Annotated in this window: 19 protein-coding genes; 18 read left to right on the top strand and 1 reads right to left on the bottom strand. The window is 70.2% G+C overall.

Features of this window, described 5'->3' with window-relative positions; all coding sequences use genetic code 11:
* The first annotated feature begins 73 nt into the window (after positions 1-73).
* The 12 genes from rplS to ACWC5O_RS36875 all read left to right on the top strand — a co-directional run bounded on the left by rplS (position 74) and on the right by ACWC5O_RS36875 (position 9816).
* On the top strand, positions 74-424 hold the full coding sequence (rplS, locus tag ACWC5O_RS36930; protein WP_055704359.1) for a 50S ribosomal protein L19: 351 nt from the start codon (positions 74-76) through the stop codon (positions 422-424).
* Between the two features lie 45 nt (positions 425-469).
* Complete coding sequence (lepB, locus tag ACWC5O_RS36925) at positions 470-1165, top strand: signal peptidase I (RefSeq protein WP_450590991.1); 696 nt, start codon at positions 470-472, stop codon at positions 1163-1165.
* Positions 1158-2309, top strand: a complete 1152-nt coding sequence (gene lepB, locus ACWC5O_RS36920) for a signal peptidase I (RefSeq protein WP_450590992.1) — start codon at positions 1158-1160, stop codon at positions 2307-2309. Before lepB (ACWC5O_RS36925) ends, lepB (ACWC5O_RS36920) begins: the two co-directional genes overlap by 8 nt.
* Positions 2233-3123 (top strand): signal peptidase I, encoded by an 891-nt coding sequence (gene lepB / locus ACWC5O_RS36915; RefSeq protein ID WP_450590993.1) that lies wholly within the window; start codon positions 2233-2235, stop codon positions 3121-3123. The genes lepB (ACWC5O_RS36920) and lepB (ACWC5O_RS36915) overlap by 77 nt, the downstream gene beginning before the upstream one ends.
* Before the next feature lie 65 nt (positions 3124-3188).
* Positions 3189-3971 carry a signal peptidase I gene (gene lepB, locus ACWC5O_RS36910; RefSeq protein WP_450590995.1) on the top strand — a complete coding sequence of 261 codons (783 nt, stop codon included), beginning with the start codon at positions 3189-3191 and terminating at the stop codon, positions 3969-3971.
* Positions 3961-4485, top strand: coding sequence for an NUDIX hydrolase (locus ACWC5O_RS36905; RefSeq protein WP_450590996.1), 525 nt, complete (start codon positions 3961-3963; stop codon positions 4483-4485). The genes lepB (ACWC5O_RS36910) and ACWC5O_RS36905 overlap by 11 nt, the downstream gene beginning before the upstream one ends.
* A 56-nt stretch (positions 4486-4541) precedes the next feature.
* Entirely contained in the window at positions 4542-4850 is a 309-nt protein-coding gene (locus ACWC5O_RS36900; RefSeq protein WP_003965949.1) for a DUF2469 domain-containing protein, read from the top strand.
* Between the two features lie 58 nt (positions 4851-4908).
* Positions 4909-5304, top strand: a complete 396-nt coding sequence (locus ACWC5O_RS36895) for a YraN family protein (RefSeq protein WP_450590997.1) — start codon at positions 4909-4911, stop codon at positions 5302-5304.
* Between the two features lies 1 nt (position 5305).
* Positions 5306-6931, top strand: a complete 1626-nt coding sequence (locus ACWC5O_RS36890; protein WP_450590998.1) for a YifB family Mg chelatase-like AAA ATPase — start codon at positions 5306-5308, stop codon at positions 6929-6931.
* A complete protein-coding gene (gene dprA / locus ACWC5O_RS36885; protein WP_450590999.1) occupies positions 6928-8088 on the top strand; it encodes a DNA-processing protein DprA in 1161 nt (386 codons plus the stop codon). The genes ACWC5O_RS36890 and dprA overlap by 4 nt, the downstream gene beginning before the upstream one ends.
* Positions 8089-8351: 263 nt before the next feature.
* Positions 8352-9194, top strand: a complete 843-nt coding sequence (gene whiG, locus ACWC5O_RS36880) for an RNA polymerase sigma factor WhiG (RefSeq protein WP_145883421.1) — start codon at positions 8352-8354, stop codon at positions 9192-9194.
* Positions 9195-9258: 64 nt separating this feature from the next.
* A complete protein-coding gene (locus tag ACWC5O_RS36875) occupies positions 9259-9816 on the top strand; it encodes a TetR/AcrR family transcriptional regulator (RefSeq protein WP_450591012.1) in 558 nt (185 codons plus the stop codon).
* A gap of 155 nt (positions 9817-9971) precedes the next feature.
* Here ACWC5O_RS36875 and ACWC5O_RS36870 read toward each other — a convergent pair whose 3' ends face one another.
* Positions 9972-10535: a murein hydrolase activator EnvC family protein gene (locus tag ACWC5O_RS36870; protein ID WP_450591000.1), complete on the bottom strand. Its 564-nt coding sequence runs from the start codon at positions 10533-10535 to the stop codon at positions 9972-9974.
* 271 nt (positions 10536-10806) lie between these two features.
* On the opposite strand from ACWC5O_RS36870, the gene rpsB reads away from it, so the two are divergent.
* The 6 genes from rpsB to ACWC5O_RS36840 all read left to right on the top strand — a co-directional run bounded on the left by rpsB (position 10807) and on the right by ACWC5O_RS36840 (position 16181).
* Entirely contained in the window at positions 10807-11697 is an 891-nt protein-coding gene (gene rpsB, locus ACWC5O_RS36865) for a 30S ribosomal protein S2 (protein WP_450591002.1), read from the top strand.
* A 175-nt stretch (positions 11698-11872) separates the two neighbouring features.
* Positions 11873-12709: a translation elongation factor Ts gene (gene tsf / locus ACWC5O_RS36860; protein WP_450591003.1), complete on the top strand. Its 837-nt coding sequence runs from the start codon at positions 11873-11875 to the stop codon at positions 12707-12709.
* Between the two features lie 203 nt (positions 12710-12912).
* Positions 12913-13671 (top strand): UMP kinase, encoded by a 759-nt coding sequence (gene pyrH, locus ACWC5O_RS36855; protein ID WP_450591005.1) that lies wholly within the window; start codon positions 12913-12915, stop codon positions 13669-13671.
* 184 nt (positions 13672-13855) lie between these two features.
* Positions 13856-14413, top strand: a complete 558-nt coding sequence (gene frr / locus ACWC5O_RS36850) for a ribosome recycling factor (RefSeq protein ID WP_450591006.1) — start codon at positions 13856-13858, stop codon at positions 14411-14413.
* Positions 14413-15576: a phosphatidate cytidylyltransferase gene (locus tag ACWC5O_RS36845; protein ID WP_450591007.1), complete on the top strand. Its 1164-nt coding sequence runs from the start codon at positions 14413-14415 to the stop codon at positions 15574-15576. The genes frr and ACWC5O_RS36845 overlap by 1 nt, the downstream gene beginning before the upstream one ends.
* Positions 15577-15731: 155 nt before the next feature.
* Positions 15732-16181 (top strand): SRPBCC family protein, encoded by a 450-nt coding sequence (locus ACWC5O_RS36840; RefSeq protein WP_450591008.1) that lies wholly within the window; start codon positions 15732-15734, stop codon positions 16179-16181.
* The last annotated feature ends 127 nt before the right edge of the window (positions 16182-16308 follow it).

Below are 16308 nucleotides of genomic sequence, written 5' to 3'. Positions count from 1 at the left end.
ACCCGCACACGGCTTCATGCAAACACCTAGCTCCCGTTGATGACCTGTGGCATCAGCGAAGAAAGCAGACGAAATGTCTCACCTGCTCGACTCCGTCGACGCCGCGTCGCTGCGCAGCGACATCCCGGCCTTCCGCCCGGGCGACACCGTCAACGTCCACGTCCGCGTCATCGAGGGCAACCGCTCCCGTGTGCAGCAGTTCAAGGGCGTTGTGATCCGTCGCCAGGGCTCCGGTGTCCGCGAGACCTTCACGGTCCGCAAGGTCTCGTTCTCCGTCGGCGTCGAGCGCACCTTCCCGGTGCACACCCCGATCGTCGAGAAGATCGAGCTGGTCACCAGGGGTGACGTGCGCCGCGCCAAGCTGTACTACCTCCGTGACCTGCGCGGCAAGGCCGCGAAGATCAAGGAGAAGCGCGAGAGCTGAGCGCTTTCCCGGGGTCACAGCGGGGCCGGATAACATCTGGCTCCGATGGACACCGAAGCACAGCCGACGGAACGCGACCGCTCCTCCCACCCCGGTACTCCGGGGACGGAGGGCCGGTCGCGTTTCGCGTTGGTGTCGCGGCTCGCCGAGTGGCTGCCGGGCGGCAGGATCACCCTCACTCTCTTCGCCTGCCTGGCGTTTTTGCTGCTCCTCAACGCTTTCGTGGTGCAACCGTTCCAGATTCCGAGCGGATCCATGGAACAGGGATTGAGGATCGGCGACCGCGTTCTCGTAAATAAGTTGGCGTACCGTTTCGGTTCCGAGCCACGCCGCGGCGACGTGGTTGTCTTCGACGGGACCGGGTATTTCGGGGACGCCGACTACATCAAGCGCGTTGTAGGGGTGGGGGGAGACCATGTGGTCTGCTGCGACAAGGAGGGGAGGCTCGAGGTGAACGGCCGGCCGGTCGACGAGACGGCGTTCCTCCATCCCGGGGACACCCCGTCCTCCGTCCCCTTCGACGTCGTCGTGCCCGCGGGCCGCCTGTTCGTCCTCGGGGACCACCGCAGCGACTCCAGCGACTCCCGCGACCACCTCGGCTCGCCCGGCGGCGGCATGGTCCCCGTCGGCGACGTCATCGGCCGGGCCGACTGGATCGCCTGGCCGTACGCCCACTGGACGCACCTGACGCGGCCGCCCGCGTACGCGCGCGTGCCCGCTCCGGACGGTGCACATGGGTAACCGCGGAAAACCGCGCGGAGTGCCCGGCACGCCCGCGGACAACCTGCTGCCCACCGGTTCGCGGCGCACCTCCGCGTCCGGCGGCGGCCGCACGCGCGCGGAGCGGCGCAAGCTCCAGCGCAAGGTGAAGCGCAAGCGCAGGCGGTCGGCTGTTCGGGAGATCCCCCTTCTGGTCGGTGTCGCCGTCCTCATAGCGCTGGTCCTGAAGACCTTCCTCGTCCAGGCGTTCGTGATCCCGTCGGGCTCCATGGAGCAGACGATCCGGATCGGCGACCGCGTCCTGGTCGACAAGTTCACCCCGTGGTTCGGCTCCAAGCCGCAGCGCGGGGACGTCGTCGTCTTCCACGACCCGGGCGGCTGGCTGGCCGACGAGCAGACCGCCAAGAAGCACGACCCGGTCGTCGTCAAGCAGCTCAAGGAGGGCCTCACCTTCATCGGCCTGCTGCCCTCCGACAACGAGAAGGACCTGATCAAACGGGTCATCGGGGTCGGCGGCGACCACGTCAAGTGCTGTGACGCGCAGGGCCGGGTCACCGTCAACGGCGTTCCGCTGACCGAAGCGGACTACCTGTACCCGGGCAACTCCCCCTCCTCCACGCCCTTCGACATCACCGTGCCCAAGGGACGTCTGTGGGTGATGGGCGACCACCGGGACAACTCCGCGGACTCCCGCGTCCACCAGAACACCCCGTACGGCGGCACGGTCTCCGAGGACTCCGTGGTCGGCCGTGCCATGGTCATCGGCTGGCCCGTCGGCCACTGGACCAGCCTCGACGAACCTAAAACCTTCGCAAGCGTTTCCAACTCCGTGTCGGGGTCGTCCGCGGCCCCTCCGCCGTCGCATAGGGTTGCCTCCGACGATCCGAACGCATTGACCCGACTCCCGACCCCTGCGGAACTCCCGCTCGTTATGGGAGTGGTGGGCCTGCACCGTGGATGGCGCAGGCGGCGGCACAGAGTAAGGAGTTGGCGTGGGGGATGTGGCGGTTGGCGCACGGTCGGGACACGACGGCGAGGAGCACCGCGGTCACCCCGTGGACGGGAACGTCCCGGCTCCGGACGGGTCCGTGACCCCCGGGACCTCCGAGTTCTCGGCGGCCGACGACGGCGCGCCCGAGGATCGGCAGCCTCAGACCGGGAGTGACGGCACGGACGAGGCCGCACGCCCGCCGAAGAAGCCGCGCTCCTTCTGGAAGGAGCTGCCGATCCTGATCGGCATCGCGCTGGTCCTGGCGCTGCTGATCAAGACGTTCCTGGTGCAGGCGTTCTCGATCCCGTCCGACTCGATGCAGAACACCCTCCAGCAGGGTGACCGCGTCCTGGTCGACAAGCTCACCCCGTGGTTCGGCTCCGAGCCCGAGCGCGGCGAGGTCGTCGTCTTCCACGACCCGGACAACTGGCTGGCGGGTGAGCCGGCGCCCAACCCGAACGCGGTGCAGAAGGTGCTCAGCTGGATCGGCCTGATGCCGTCCGCGGAGGAGAAGGACCTGATCAAGCGTGTGATCGGGGTCGGCGGCGACACCATCCAGTGCAAGGGCACCGGCCCGCTGACGGTCAACGGCAAGGCGCTGAACGAGCCGTACGTCTACCCCGGCAACACGCCGTGCAGCCAGGACGACCAGGGCGGCCAGTTCAAGGTGACGGTCCCCAAGGGCCACATCTGGGTGATGGGCGACCACCGCCAGAACTCCCGCGACTCCCGTTACAACCAGTCCGACAAGAACCACGGCATGGTCCCCGTCGACAAGGTCGTCGGCCGCGCCATCGTCAAGGCCTGGCCGATCAACCGCTGGGGCACCCTGCCGGTCCCGGACACCTTCGACCAGGGCCTGGACCAGAAGTCCTCCGCGGCCGCGTCCCTGTCGGTGGCGCCCGAGGGTGTCGCGGTGGCCGCGGTCCTGCCGGTCGCGGTGTGGCGGCGCAGGCGGGCGGACCGCCCGGAGCCCAAGAAGCGGTAAGCAGCGGCTCAGGCCGCGAAAGAGGGGCTGCCCCTGCTCGGTACTGCCGGGTAGGGTGCGGGTCCATGGGTGGCGAGAGCACGACGCGTACGGCCCCGCGCAGCGCGGGCGCAGGCACGGCACAGGCCGGCGGCAGCCGGATCGGGAACCGGCTGTCCGGGGTGGCCATGGCACTGGGCCTGGTGCTGTTCCTGGCCGGCTTCGGCTGGGCGGCGCTGGTCTACCGGCCGTACACCGTGCCCACCAGCTCGATGAGCCCGACGATCGCCATCGGCGACCGGGTGCTGGCCCAGCGCGTCGACGGCACCGACGTCCGGCGCGGTGACGTGGTCGTCTTCCGCGACAAGAGCTGGGTCACCAACGCCAACGTGGTCAAGCGGGTCGTCGCGGTCGGCGGCGACACCGTCTCCTGCTGCACGAACGGCAAGCTCACCGTCAACGGCAAGCAGATCGACGAGCCCTACCTGCCCGCAGGCAGCCTGGCCGAGATCCAGAACTTCCCGACCGTGACCGTCCCCAAGGGCCGGCTCTTCCTCCTCGGCGACGAACGCCAGGGCTCCCTGGACTCCACCGCCCACCTCACCGACGCCGCCAAGGGCACCGTGTCCCGGGACGCGGTCGCCGCCCGCGTCGACGCCGTCGTCTGGCCCATGAAGGGCATGCTCAAGCGCCCCACCGGCTTCGAGACGCTGGGCACCCTCTCCCAGCCGGGCCCGCTCCGGACCATCGAACTCATGATCGTCGCCGGCGCCGTCCTGGTGCTCGGCGGCGGCGCCTACGGCCCCATCGCCAAGCGGCTGGGCCGCTCCCGCAGCCGTACCGGCGCGGAGCCCGCCAGTGCCCGCTGAGACCACGCGGACGGACGAGGACACCTACGAGGGCGGTCTGCGCAAGGTCGCCCGGGTGGTCCTGCTCGACCCCCAGGACCGCGTCCTCCTGCTGCACGGCCACGAGCCGGAGGACCCGGCCGACGACTGGTGGTTCACCCCCGGCGGCGGCCTGGAGGGCACCGAGACGCGCGAGGAGGCGGCGCTCAGGGAACTCGCCGAGGAGACCGGCATCACCGAAGTCGAACTCGGTCCCGTTCTGTGGCGTCGGCGGTGCTCCTTCCCGTTCGCGGGCCGCCGCTGGGACCAGGACGAGTGGTACTACCTGGCCCGTACGACCCAGACGGAGACCGAAGCCCAGGGACTGACGGATCTTGAGCGGCGCAGCGTCGCCGGAGCGCGCTGGTGGACGTGTCAGGAACTGACCCGGGCACGTGAGACGGTGTATCCGACCAGACTCGCCGAGCTGCTGCGCACGCTGCTCGACGAAGGTCCCCCGGCCAGGCCCGTGACCCTTGACACGGAAATCGTCTGAAGGCTCGTCGGACTGGCGCACAATGGTGGGACCGCACGGCTGAAGGGGAACATGCCATGAGCGCCGAGGACCTCGAGAAGTACGAGACCGAGATGGAGCTGAAGCTCTACCGGGAGTACCGAGACGTCGTCGGTCTGTTCAAATACGTGATCGAGACCGAGCGGCGCTTCTACCTCACCAACGACTACGAGATGCAGGTGCACTCGGTCCAGGGCGAGGTGTTCTTCGAGGTGTCGATGGCGGACGCCTGGGTCTGGGACATGTATCGGCCGGCCCGTTTCGTGAAGCAGGTTCGCGTCCTCACGTTCAAGGACGTGAACATTGAGGAGCTGAACAAGAGTGACCTGGAGCTCCCGGGCGGGTGAGGGAGTTTTCCACAACCGCTGAGTAATCCACCAAGATCCACTTCTCCGGGCGGGATGCGTGACGGTTGGCGCCGGAGGTGGTGCCGACATGAGCAAGGCACGCAGTGGACTCGGCAGGTACGGCGAGGATCTGGCCGCACGGCGGCTGGCCGAGGCCGGGATGACGATCCTGGAGCGCAACTGGCGCTGCGGACGGTCCGGCGAGATCGACATCGTGGCCCGGGACGGGAGCACGCTGGTCGTCTGCGAGGTGAAGACGCGCAGGGGCGGCGCTTTCCAGCACCCGATGGCCGCCGTCACACCCGAGAAGGCACAACGGCTGCTGACCCTGGCCGAACGCTGGATCCAGGCCCACGGAGGAGCCCCGCCCGGAGGCGTCCGCATCGACCTGATCGGCGTCCTCCTGCCCCGCCGGGGCGCCCCGTCCGTCGAGCACGCGCGGGGGGTGGCCTGAGATGGGATTCGCCCGTACGTGCTCCGTGGCCCTGGTCGGTGTCGAGGGCGTGGTCGTCGAGGTCCAGGCCGACCTGGAACCCGGAGTGGCCGCCTTCACCCTGGTGGGCCTCCCGGACAAGAGCCTGACGGAGAGCAGGGACCGGGTTCGGGCGGCCGTGGCGAACTCGGGCGGTGAGTGGCCGCAGAAGAAGCTCACCGTCGGACTCAGCCCGGCGTCCGTGCCCAAGGCCGGCTCCGGCTTCGACCTGGCCGTCGCCTGCGCGGTGCTCGGCGCCGCCGAGCGCATCGACCCACGGGTCCTCGCCGACATCGTCATGATCGGAGAACTCGGACTGGACGGCCGGGTGCGGCCGGTGCGGGGCATCCTCCCCGCGGTCCTCGCGGCCGCCGACGCGGGCTACGAACAGGTGGTCGTACCGGAGTGCGCCGCCGCCGAGGCCTCGCTCGTTCCCGGCGTGTCGGTGCTCGGCATCCGCAGCCTGCGGCAGCTGATCGCCGTGCTCACCGACGAGCCCGTGCCCGAGGAACAGCCGGACGACCAGAAACGCCCGGACCCCCTGCTGGCCGGCCTCCGGGTGCCGGGCACGGGCGCCGCCACAGGCATGCACGGCGTCGGTGCCGCACAGCACGAACAGGACCACGACCTGGCCGATGTCGTGGGCCAGACCTCGGCGCGTACGGCCGTGGAAGTCGCCGCGGCCGGAGGGCACCATCTGTTCCTCGAGGGCCCGCCGGGCGCGGGCAAGACCATGCTGGCCGAGCGCCTGCCCGCCGTGCTTCCCCGGCTCACCCGCGACGAGTCGCTGGAGGTCACCGCGGTCCACTCGGTGGCCGGGCTGCTGCCACCCGGCAAGCCGCTCATCGACGCCGCGCCCTACTGCGCCCCGCACCACTCGGCCACCATGCAGTCACTCGTCGGCGGCGGCCCGGGCATCGCACGGCCCGGTGCGGTCTCCCTCGCCCACCGGGGCGTGCTGTTCCTCGACGAGGCACCCGAGTTCCACAGCCAGACGCTGGACGCCCTGCGACAGCCCCTGGAGTCCGGACACGTGGTGATCGCGCGCAGTGCCGGCGTGGTCCGGTTCCCGGCGAGGTTCCTCATGGTCCTGGCCGCCAACCCCTGCCCCTGCGGACGCTTCTCGCAACGGGACTCCCTGTGCGACTGCCCGCCGTCGGCGATCCGCCGCTACCAGGCCCGGCTGTCCGGCCCGCTGCTGGACCGGGTCGACCTGCGGGTCGAGGTCGACCCGGTCACCCGCGCCCAGCTCACCGAACCCGGCGCCCGGGGCGAGTCCACCGCGACCGTCGCCGACCGGGTCAGGTCAGCCCGCGAGCGGGCGGCAGTCCGGCTCGCCGGAACCCCCTGGCGCACCAACAGCGAGGTGCCCGGACGGGAGCTGCGCAGCCGCTTCCATGCCGCCGCCGGCGCGATGGACGAGGCCGAACGCAACCTCGAGCGGGGCGTGCTCACCGCCCGCGGGATCGACCGGGTGCTGCGCGTCGCCTGGACGGTCGCGGACCTCGTCGGCCACGACCGCCCGGACGCCGCCGACGTCTGCCTCGCCCTGCAACTGCGCACCGGAGTGCCGCGGGGCGTGCCCATGGCCCTCGGGGCCCTGACATGACCCCAGGACCCGACCCGAACGGGGAGCTGCTCGACCGGGTCTTTCTCGCTCGGGTCATCGAGCCCGGGGACGAGGTCGGTGGGCGGTGGTTGCGGGAGTTCGGGGCGGGGGAGGTGGTGCGGCGGTTGCGGGATGGCGGGGAGCCGTTGCCAGGGGTGAGCGGGACTCGGTGGGGCGGGCTGGTCGGACGGGCCCGGCGGGCCGAGCCGGAGCGGGATCTCCAGGTGGCGCGGGCTGCCGGGGTGCGGTTCGTCTGTCCGGGGGACGTGGAGTGGCCCGGACAGCTCGATGACCTCGGGGACGGGCGGCCGACGGGGCTGTGGGTGCGGGGGCGGGCCGGCCTGCGGATGTGGGCGCTCAGGTCCGTGGCCGTCGTGGGGGCACGCGCCTGCACCGAGTACGGCGCCCATGTCGCGGCCACCCTCGCCTCGGGTCTGGCCGAGCGGGGCTGGGTCGTCGTGTCGGGCGGTGCGTACGGGATCGACGGAGCCGCCCACCGCGGCACCCTCGCCGCCGGCGGAGCCACCGTCGCCGTCCTGGCCTGCGGCGTCGACCGGCCCTACCCCCGCGGCCACACCGCCCTGATCAACAGAATCGCGGAACAGGGTCTGGTGGTCGGGGAGTTGCCTCCCGGTGATCACCCCACTCCGAGCCGGTTCATCCTGCGGAACAGAGTGATCGCGGCGCTCACCAGGGGCACCGTCGTCGTGGAGGCCGCCTGCCGCAGCGGTTCGCTGGTCACGGCCCGGGCCGCCGCCCGCCTCGGGAGGTTCACCATGGGCGTGCCCGGGCCCGTCACCAGCGGGCTCTCCGCCGGCGTGCACGAACTGCTGCGCGGCGAGGGCGTCCTGGTCACCGACGCCGCGGACGTCGTCGAGCTCGTGGGCGACATCGGTGAGCTGGCCCCGCCCCGGAGAGGCCCCGTACTCCCGCGTGACCTGCTGGAACCGGCCGCCCGGGCCGTCCTCGCCGCCCTGCCCGGAAGCCGTGCGGCCCCTGTCGGGGAGATCGCGTGCGGCGCGCGCACCACGCCGGACGACGCGATCGCGAGGCTGTACGAACTCCGAGCACTTGGTTACGTCGAACGACACGGCGACGGCTGGAAGTTGACACGCCAGGCGATGATCTCGGCCCGGAGCTGTCACGGTCCGTGCTGACGGAGGGGGTTCGGCCGTCCGGGGGAATCCCCTAAGCCCTTGGGATTTCCCGGAGTTGACCCCTTTGCCCGGTCACGCAGAGCGAGCTGCGGAGTGCGGTGGTACGGACACCGGAAGGGGACCGCGCAGGGGTGGACCCTCAGTGTTCGCGCACCGCGACTCCTCAGTCACGCTACGCTCACGAAAGCCCGGGCGCAGACCGCGCCAACTCGACATCAGACCGACAGCTCACCCAGGTACGGCAGAACGGCACAAGGCGACGAATGCCCCAGCACACCTCCGGGTCCGACCGGACGGCGATCCCCGCGGCCGCCCGCGACGGTGGCAGCGTGCGACCGCCCGCTCCCTCGACGCTCGACGAGTTGTGGCGGTCGTACAAGGAGACGGGGGACGACCGGCTGCGGGAGCAGCTGATCCTGCACTACTCGCCGCTCGTCAAGTACGTGGCCGGCCGGGTGAGCGTCGGCCTGCCGCCCAACGTGGAGCAGGCCGACTTCGTCTCCTCCGGGGTGTTCGGGCTGATCGACGCGATCGAGAAGTTCGACATCGACCGGGAGATCAAGTTCGAGACGTACGCGATCACCCGGATCCGGGGCGCGATGATCGACGAGCTGCGGGCGCTGGACTGGATCCCCCGGTCCGTCCGGCAGAAGGCGCGGAACGTCGAGCGGGCCTACGCCACCCTGGAGGCGCGGCTGCGGCGGACACCGACGGAAGGGGAGGTCGCCACCGAGCTGGGCATGGAGGTCGACGAACTCCATGCCGTGTTCAGCCAGTTGTCGCTGGCCAACGTGGTCGCCCTGGAAGAGCTGCTGCACGTCGGAGGCGAGGGCGGGGACCGGCTCAGCCTCATGGACACGCTGGAGGACACCGCCGCCGACAATCCGGTGGAGGTGGCCGAGGACCGGGAGCTGCGGCGGTTCCTGGCGCGGGCGATCAACACGCTGCCCGAGCGGGAGAAGACCGTCGTCACGCTCTACTACTACGAGGGGCTCACCCTCGCCGAGATCGGCAATGTGCTCGGCGTCACCGAGAGCCGGGTCAGCCAGATCCACACCAAGTCGGTGCTGCAACTGCGGGCCAAGCTGGCGAGCTTCGGGCGCTGAGTCCTCCCTTCCGGGGTGGGGTGTCCGTAAAGTGGTTGACGTGCCAAGGATTCGAGCGGCCTCCGTGGCCGAGCACCGGTCGATGCAGCGAGCCGCCCTGCTGGACGCGGCGCGGTCCCTGCTGTCCGAGGGCGGGACGGAGGCGCTGACCTTCCCGGCCCTCGCCGAGCGGACGGGGCTGGCGCGGTCGTCCGTGTACGAGTACTTCCGCTCGCGGGCCGCCGTGGTCGAGGAGCTGTGCGAGGTCGACTTCCCCGTGTGGGCGGCGGAGGTCGCGGCGGCGATGGAGCGTGCGGCGTCGGCCGAGGGCAAGGTCGAGGCGTATGTGCGCCAGCAGCTGGCGCTGGTCGGGGACCGGCGGCACCGGGCTGTGGTGGCGATCTCGGCGAGTGAGCTGGACGCGGGGGCGCGGGAGAAGATCCGGGCCGCGCACGGCGGGCTGGTCGCCATGGTCGTCGAGGCGTTGGGGGAGATGGGGCACGGGCAGCCCCGGCTGGCGGCGATGCTGCTGCAGGGGATTGTGGATGCGGCTGTGCGGCGGATCGAGCTCGGTGCCGCCGAGGATCCCTCTGTGGTGACGGACGCTGCGGTGGCCATGGCGCTGCGGGGTGTGCAGGGCTGAGGTCGGCTGTCGCTGGGAGAGGGTGGGTTGCTGTCTGCGGCTGCGTGGCTGCGGCGCCGACGCAGCCGACCGCACCGCAACTCCCCAGGGGCGCGGGGCTGTATCGATATGCGGCTCCGCCGCGTGGGCGCGACCAAGCCCCCACCGGCCCGCAGCTACGCAGGCACTCCCAGCACCGGTAGCAGCCTCGACGGCCCCCTGTGCAGCAGCCACGGCGGCAGCAAGGACAAAGGGTCCAGGTACGTCTCGTCTCTCAGCAGGCCCCAGTGCACGCACGTGCCCGAGCAGTGGGAGCCTGTTGCCTCGACCGTGCCCACCACCTCGGCCGCTTCCACCGCGTCCCCCTTCCGCACCGAGGGGCTGACCGGCTCGTACGTCGTGCGCAGGTTCGTGCCCGTCAGTCGGATCGACACCACGCCACGCCCGGCCACGCGGCCCGCGAAGGTCACCCGGCCGGCCGCCACCGCGCGTACCGGGGCGCCGGGTGATGCGGCCAGGTCCACGCCCCGGTGGCCGGGGCCGTACGCCGTCGCCGGGGGCTGCCAGCCCCGTAGCACCAGTGGGCGGAGGCCCACCGGCCAGGCGCGGGCGATGGCCGGAACCCGTTCCTCTCGGGCAGGTGGGGGCAGGGAGGCCCAGGCCGGGGGAGTCGGCGCCGTCGCCGCCGAGGCCAGCAGCAATCCCGCCCACACGCCCACGCATCGCATCACTCGTCGCATGCGAAGACCCTCCCGCACCCCCGCCGATCATGGCCGGGATCTGTGGACTACTCCCCGGTTGTGGAGAGCGGCGTCACCCGGTGCCCCCACGGTCCCGTACACTTCTTCTGGCGATCCGGGTCACCGGGTCGACTTCGCACGCCCCGACACCTGGTGATCACAAGCCGGTGTCAGCGCTCCTCGGTCCTTCGTGGCACGGCGCAGGTGGGCGTCAGGCGCGGGAGCCGTCCGGCATCCGCGGCACAACCGAGAATTTCAAGGAGATACGGCCATGGCCGTCGTCACGATGCGGGAGCTGCTGGAGAGCGGCGTCCACTTCGGTCACCAGACCCGTCGCTGGAACCCGAAGATGAAGCGCTTCATCTTCACCGAGCGCAACGGCATCTACATCATCGACCTGCTCCAGTCGCTGTCGTACATCGACCGCGCCTACGAGTTCGTCAAGGAGACCGTGGCCCACGGCGGCACGGTCATGTTCGTCGGCACGAAGAAGCAGGCGCAGGAGGCCATCGCCGAGCAGGCCACCCGCGTCGGCATGCCCTACGTCAACCAGCGCTGGCTGGGCGGCATGCTCACCAACTTCTCGACCGTCTACAAGCGTCTGCAGCGCCTCAAGGAGCTCGAGCAGATCGACTTCGAGGACGTCGCGTCCTCCGGTCTGACCAAGAAGGAGCTCCTGGTCCTCTCCCGCGAGAAGGCCAAGCTGGAGAAGACCCTCGGTGGTATCCGCGAGATGCAGAAGGTGCCCAGCGCCGTCTGGATCGTGGACACCAAGAAGGAGCACATCGCGGTCGGCGAGGCCCGGAAGCTCAACATCCCGGTCGTCGCCATCCTCGACACCAACTGCGACCCCGACGAGGTCGACTACAAGATCCCGGGCAACGACGACGCGATCCGCTCCGTCACCCTGCTCACCCGCGTGATCGCCGACGCCGTCGCCGAGGGCCTCATCTCCCGCTCTCGCGTCGCCACCGGCGAGAAGGGCGAGAAGGCCGCGGGCGAGCCGCTCGCCGAGTGGGAGCGCGACCTGCTCGAGGGTGAGAAGAAGGACGAGGCTCCGGCCGCCGAGGCTCCGGCTGTCGAGGCTCCGGCTGTCGAGGCTCCGGCCGCCGAGGCTGCTCCCGCCGAGGCCGAGAAGGCCGCCGAGGGCGAGCAGGCCTGACGTCAGCGTTGACGGCGGGGGCGGCACTGCAACCAACAGCGCCTCCGGCGCGGTGAAGTCCGCCCCCGCTGTTCACCCGTAGGTCGGCGCGTAGTCCGCGATCCGCGCTCACATGTGGACCGCAGACCGTACCGATCTCCGATCTCCCAAGACTTCGAGAAAGACTCACAGACTCATGGCGAACTACACCGCCGCCGACGTCAAGAAGCTCCGTGAGCTCACCGGCGCCGGCATGATGGACTGCAAGAAGGCGCTGGACGAGGCCGAGGGCAACGTCGAGAAGGCCGTCGAGGCGCTGCGTATCAAGGGCCAGAAGGGCGTCGCCAAGCGCGAGGGCCGCTCCGCCGAGAACGGCGCCGTGGTCTCCATCATCGCCGACGACAACTCCTCCGGCGTCCTCGTCGAGCTGAAGTGCGAGACGGACTTCGTCGCCAAGGGCGACAAGTTCCAGGCCGTCGCCACGGCGATCGCCGGGCACGTCGCCAAGACCTCCCCGGCCGACCTCGAGGCCCTGCTCGCCTCCGAGATCGAGGCCGGCAAGACCGTCCAGGCGTTCGTGGACGAGGCCAACGCCAACCTCGGCGAGAAGATCGTCCTGGACCGCTTCGCGCAGTTCGCCGACGGCTTCGTGCTCGCCTACATGCACCGCACCATGCCCGACCTGCCCCCGCAGATCGGTGTCCTGGTCGAGCTGGACAAGCCGAACGCCGAGGTCGCCAAGGGCATCGCCCAGCACATCGCCGCCTTCGCGCCGAAGTACCTCTCCCAGGAGGACGTCCCGGCCGAGGTCGTCGAGTCCGAGCGCCGCATCGCCGAGGAGACCACCCGCGCCGAGGGCAAGCCCGAGGCCGCGATCGCCAAGATCGTCGAGGGTCGCGTCAACGGCTTCTTCAAGGACGCCACGCTGCTCGGCCAGCCGTACGCGCTCGACAACAAGAAGTCGGTCCAGAAGGTGCTGGACGAGGCCGGTGTCACCCTGAAGCGCTTCACGCGCATCAAGGTCGGCATCTGAGTCCGTACCGCGATCGACGCGCGACCCGAGGAGAATTCTCGATAGGGTCGACAGCAGTCGTCCGCGCACACCGCCACACCCAGGCACGTGGCGGACGGCAGCAGATCTGACGAGGAGGCCATTGCCGCGCATGGGAGCGAAAAGCGACCCCACCGGCAATGGCCTTCTTCGTATGTGCAACACGTGAAAGAGGCGGGATCTCCATGACCACCAAGGCCCAGAAGAGCGACGACGGCAAAGTACGCGGGCGGTTTCTGCTGAAGCTGTCCGGAGAGGCCTTCTCCGGTGGCGGGGGCCTGGGCGTGGACCCGGACGTGGTGCACAAGATCGCCCGCGAGATCGCCGCGGTCGTCCGCGACGGCGCCGAGATCGCGGTCGTCATCGGCGGCGGCAACTTCTTCCGGGGCGCCGAACTGCAGCAGCGCGGTATGGACCGCGCCCGCTCCGACTACATGGGCATGCTCGGCACCGTGATGAACTGCCTCGCCCTCCAGGACTTCCTGGAGAAGGAGGGCATCGACAGCAGGGTGCAGACCGCCATCACGATGGGCCAGGTCGCCGAGCCGTACATCCCGCTGCGCGCCGTGCGCCACCTGGAGAAGGGCCGCGTGGTCATCTTCGGCGCCGGTATGGGCATGCCGTACTTCTCCACCGACACAACCGCCGCCCAGCGCGCCCTGGAGATCGACGCCGAGGCGCTGCTCATGGGCAAGAACGGTGTGGACGGGGTCTACGACTCCGACCCCAAGAGCAACCCCGACGCCGTCAAGTTCGACGCCCTCGGCTACGGCGAGGTCATCACCCGCGACCTCAAAGTCGCCGACGCCACCGCCATCACGCTGTGCCGCGACAACAAGCTGCCGATCCTCGTGTTCGAGCTGCTCGCGGAGGGCAATATCGCGCGGGCCGTCAAGGGTGAGAAGATCGGCACGCTGGTGAGTGATCAGGGCAGCCGGGCCTGACCGGCACACCCCCGTCACCCGGGGTACGACACCTGTCCGGGGGACGGACGGGACGCACCCTGGCCGGGGGATGGACAATGTCCTGCCGGTCGGGAACCGTGCAGGAAGAAGACGCGACGCAGCCGGCCGCCGCCCCGACGAGGAACCGCAGCCGGGCCTTACTCAAGACACGCAGGAGCAAGTGGTGATCGAAGAGACCCTCCTCGAGGCCGAGGAGAAGATGGAGAAGGCCGTCGTGGTCGCCAAGGAGGACTTCGCCGCGATCCGCACCGGCCGTGCGCACCCGGCGATGTTCAACAAGATCGTGGCCGACTACTACGGCGCGCTGACGCCGATCAACCAGCTGGCCTCGTTCTCCGTGCCGGAGCCGCGCATGGCGGTCGTGACCCCGTTCGACAAGAGCGCCCTGCGCAACATCGAGCAGGCGATCCGCGACTCCGACCTGGGCGTCAACCCGAGCAACGACGGCAACATCATCCGTGTGGTGTTCCCGGAGCTCACCGAGGAGCGTCGCCGCGACTACATCAAGGTGGCCAAGGCCAAGGCCGAGGACTCCCGCGTCTCGATCCGTTCCGTGCGCCGCAAGGCCAAGGACGCCATCGACAAGCTGATCAAGGACGGCGAGGTCGGCGAGGACGAGGGCCGCCGTGCCGAGAAGGAGCTGGACGACACCACCGCGAAGTACGTCGCTCAGGTGGACGAGCTCCTGAAGCACAAGGAAGCGGAGCTGCTCGAAGTCTGATGAGCGACTCTTCCTGGGGGGCGCCGCCGATGGCGGGGCAGGCCGGGTACTGGGGGCCCACCGAGGGTGGGCCTGTCCAGGGGGCTGCCCCGGCGGGTCCCGCGTACGATGCGCCTGAGGCGCAGCACACTCGCCCCATGCCCATCGTGCCCGACGTACCCGCGTATGGCGGAGACCAGGACGACGACCGGGGGGCCGCTCACCTGAACGGCCCCCTGTTCCGAGATGAGACGTTCCAAGACAGCGCGTTTCAAGGCCACACGTTCCAAGGCAACACGTTCGAACACGAGACGCAGAATCCGGAGCCCATGCCCGACGCCCCGCAGCCGGCGCCCGCGCCGCAGAAGAAGAGCGCGGGCCGCGACCTGAGCGCCGCCATAGGGGTCGGCGTCGGGCTCGGTGTGGTGATCATCGCGTCCTTGTTCATCTACAAGGCCGTGTTCGTCGGTGTGGTCGCGGTCGCCGTGGTCGTGGGTCTGTGGGAGCTGACCAGCAGGCTGCAGGAGCGCAAGGCCATCAAGGCGCCGCTCGTGCCGCTCGCGCTGGGCGGTGCGGCGATGGTGGTCGCCGGGTACGTGCGGGGTGCCGAGGGTGCCTGGGTCGCGATGGCCCTGACGGCGCTGGCCGTCCTGGTCTGGCGCATGACCGAGCCGCCGGAGGGCTATCTCAAGGACGTCACGGCCGGTGTCTTCGCCGCGTTCTACGTGCCGTTCCTGGCGACGTTCGTCGCGATGATGCTCACCGCCGACGACGGCTCCTGGCGCGTGCTGACCTTCCTGCTCCTGACAGTCGTCAGCGACACCGGTGCGTACGCCGTCGGCTGGCGCTTCGGCAAGCACAAGCTCGCCCCGCGCATCAGCCCCGGCAAGACCCGTGAGGGCCTCCTCGGCGCGGTGCTGTTCGCCATGGTCGCGGGTGCGCTGTGCATGCAGTTCCTGATCGACGGCGGCAGCTGGTGGCAGGGCCTGCTGCTGGGCCTCGCGGTCGCGGCCAGCGCCACTCTGGGCGACCTGGGCGAGTCCATGATCAAGCGTGACCTGGGCATCAAGGACATGGGCACCTTGCTCCCCGGGCACGGCGGCATCATGGACCGCCTGGACTCCCTGCTGCCGACGGCTCCGGTGGTGTGGCTGCTGATGGTGGTGTTTGTCGGTTCGGCCTGAGCCACGCGCGATACGGCTTCCGGGCCTCGTCCTGAACGCAGGGCGGGGCCCGTCGTCGTACCCGGCGGGAATGGTCGGCGTGGGATGGTCGTACGCACGCCCGAGTGGGACGATTTCGCATATAAGGGACCGGACGCAAGGGAAAGGAGGGCGCCATGTCCGCCTTCCACGAGGAGATCGACGTCGACCGGAGCCCCGGTGATGTCTGGGCCTACCTCAGCGACCCCTCCCATTTGCCCGAGTGGCAGGCGAGCGCGGTCTCGGTCGAGCAACTGGACGAGGGCCCGTTCGGCCCCGGCTCCCACATCCGGGTCATCCGGCACGTCGGCAGCCGGGAGGTCCCGATGACCATGGAGGTCACCGAGTTCGAACCGCCGCACACCTGGGGCATGCGCGGCATCGACGGACCCGTCCGGGGCAGCGTCCACGGCGAGGTCATCCCGCTCGCCGAGGGCCGTACCCGCGTGACCATGGATCTCGGCTTCGAGGGCCGGGGCATCGGCAAGGTCCTGCTGCCCCTCGTCGTGCGGCCGCAGCTGCGCAAGGAACTCCCGCGCAACGAGCGGCTGCTCAAGGAGCGGCTGGAGCACACGGCCGTCCGGTGACGCCTAGGGGGTGTCGTTCGGATCATCCCGGCGCCGCGGGGCCTGGCACGCACATCTGCGGCGTTGTCGTCACTCGCCGACGCTCCGCGTCGCCTCCCTCCTCCGCCTTGCAGCTGCACGCACCAGG

This window comes from Streptomyces sp. NPDC001450, from assembly GCF_053597295.1.
This window is presented reverse-complemented; position numbering and strand designations above follow the sequence as displayed.

Bases quoted from the DNA above. Each gene is read 5' to 3' on its own strand.
- rplS (WP_055704359.1), top strand. From the start codon at position 74: ATGTCTCACCTGCTCGACTCCGTCGACGCCGCGTCGCTGCGCAGCGAC.
- lepB (WP_450590991.1), top strand. From the start codon at position 470: ATGGACACCGAAGCACAGCCGACGGAACGCGACCGCTCCTCCCACCCC.
- lepB (WP_450590992.1), top strand. From the start codon at position 1,158: ATGGGTAACCGCGGAAAACCGCGCGGAGTGCCCGGCACGCCCGCGGAC.
- lepB (WP_450590995.1), top strand. From the start codon at position 3,189: ATGGGTGGCGAGAGCACGACGCGTACGGCCCCGCGCAGCGCGGGCGCA.
- ACWC5O_RS36900 (WP_003965949.1), top strand. From the start codon at position 4,542: ATGAGCGCCGAGGACCTCGAGAAGTACGAGACCGAGATGGAGCTGAAG.
- ACWC5O_RS36890 (WP_450590998.1), top strand. From the start codon at position 5,306: ATGGGATTCGCCCGTACGTGCTCCGTGGCCCTGGTCGGTGTCGAGGGC.
- dprA (WP_450590999.1), top strand. From the start codon at position 6,928: ATGACCCCAGGACCCGACCCGAACGGGGAGCTGCTCGACCGGGTCTTT.
- whiG (WP_145883421.1), top strand. From the start codon at position 8,352: ATGCCCCAGCACACCTCCGGGTCCGACCGGACGGCGATCCCCGCGGCC.
- ACWC5O_RS36870 (WP_450591000.1), bottom strand. From the start codon at position 10,535: ATGCGACGAGTGATGCGATGCGTGGGCGTGTGGGCGGGATTGCTGCTG.
- rpsB (WP_450591002.1), top strand. From the start codon at position 10,807: ATGGCCGTCGTCACGATGCGGGAGCTGCTGGAGAGCGGCGTCCACTTC.
- tsf (WP_450591003.1), top strand. From the start codon at position 11,873: ATGGCGAACTACACCGCCGCCGACGTCAAGAAGCTCCGTGAGCTCACC.
- pyrH (WP_450591005.1), top strand. From the start codon at position 12,913: ATGACCACCAAGGCCCAGAAGAGCGACGACGGCAAAGTACGCGGGCGG.
- ACWC5O_RS36845 (WP_450591007.1), top strand. From the start codon at position 14,413: ATGAGCGACTCTTCCTGGGGGGCGCCGCCGATGGCGGGGCAGGCCGGG.
- ACWC5O_RS36840 (WP_450591008.1), top strand. From the start codon at position 15,732: ATGTCCGCCTTCCACGAGGAGATCGACGTCGACCGGAGCCCCGGTGAT.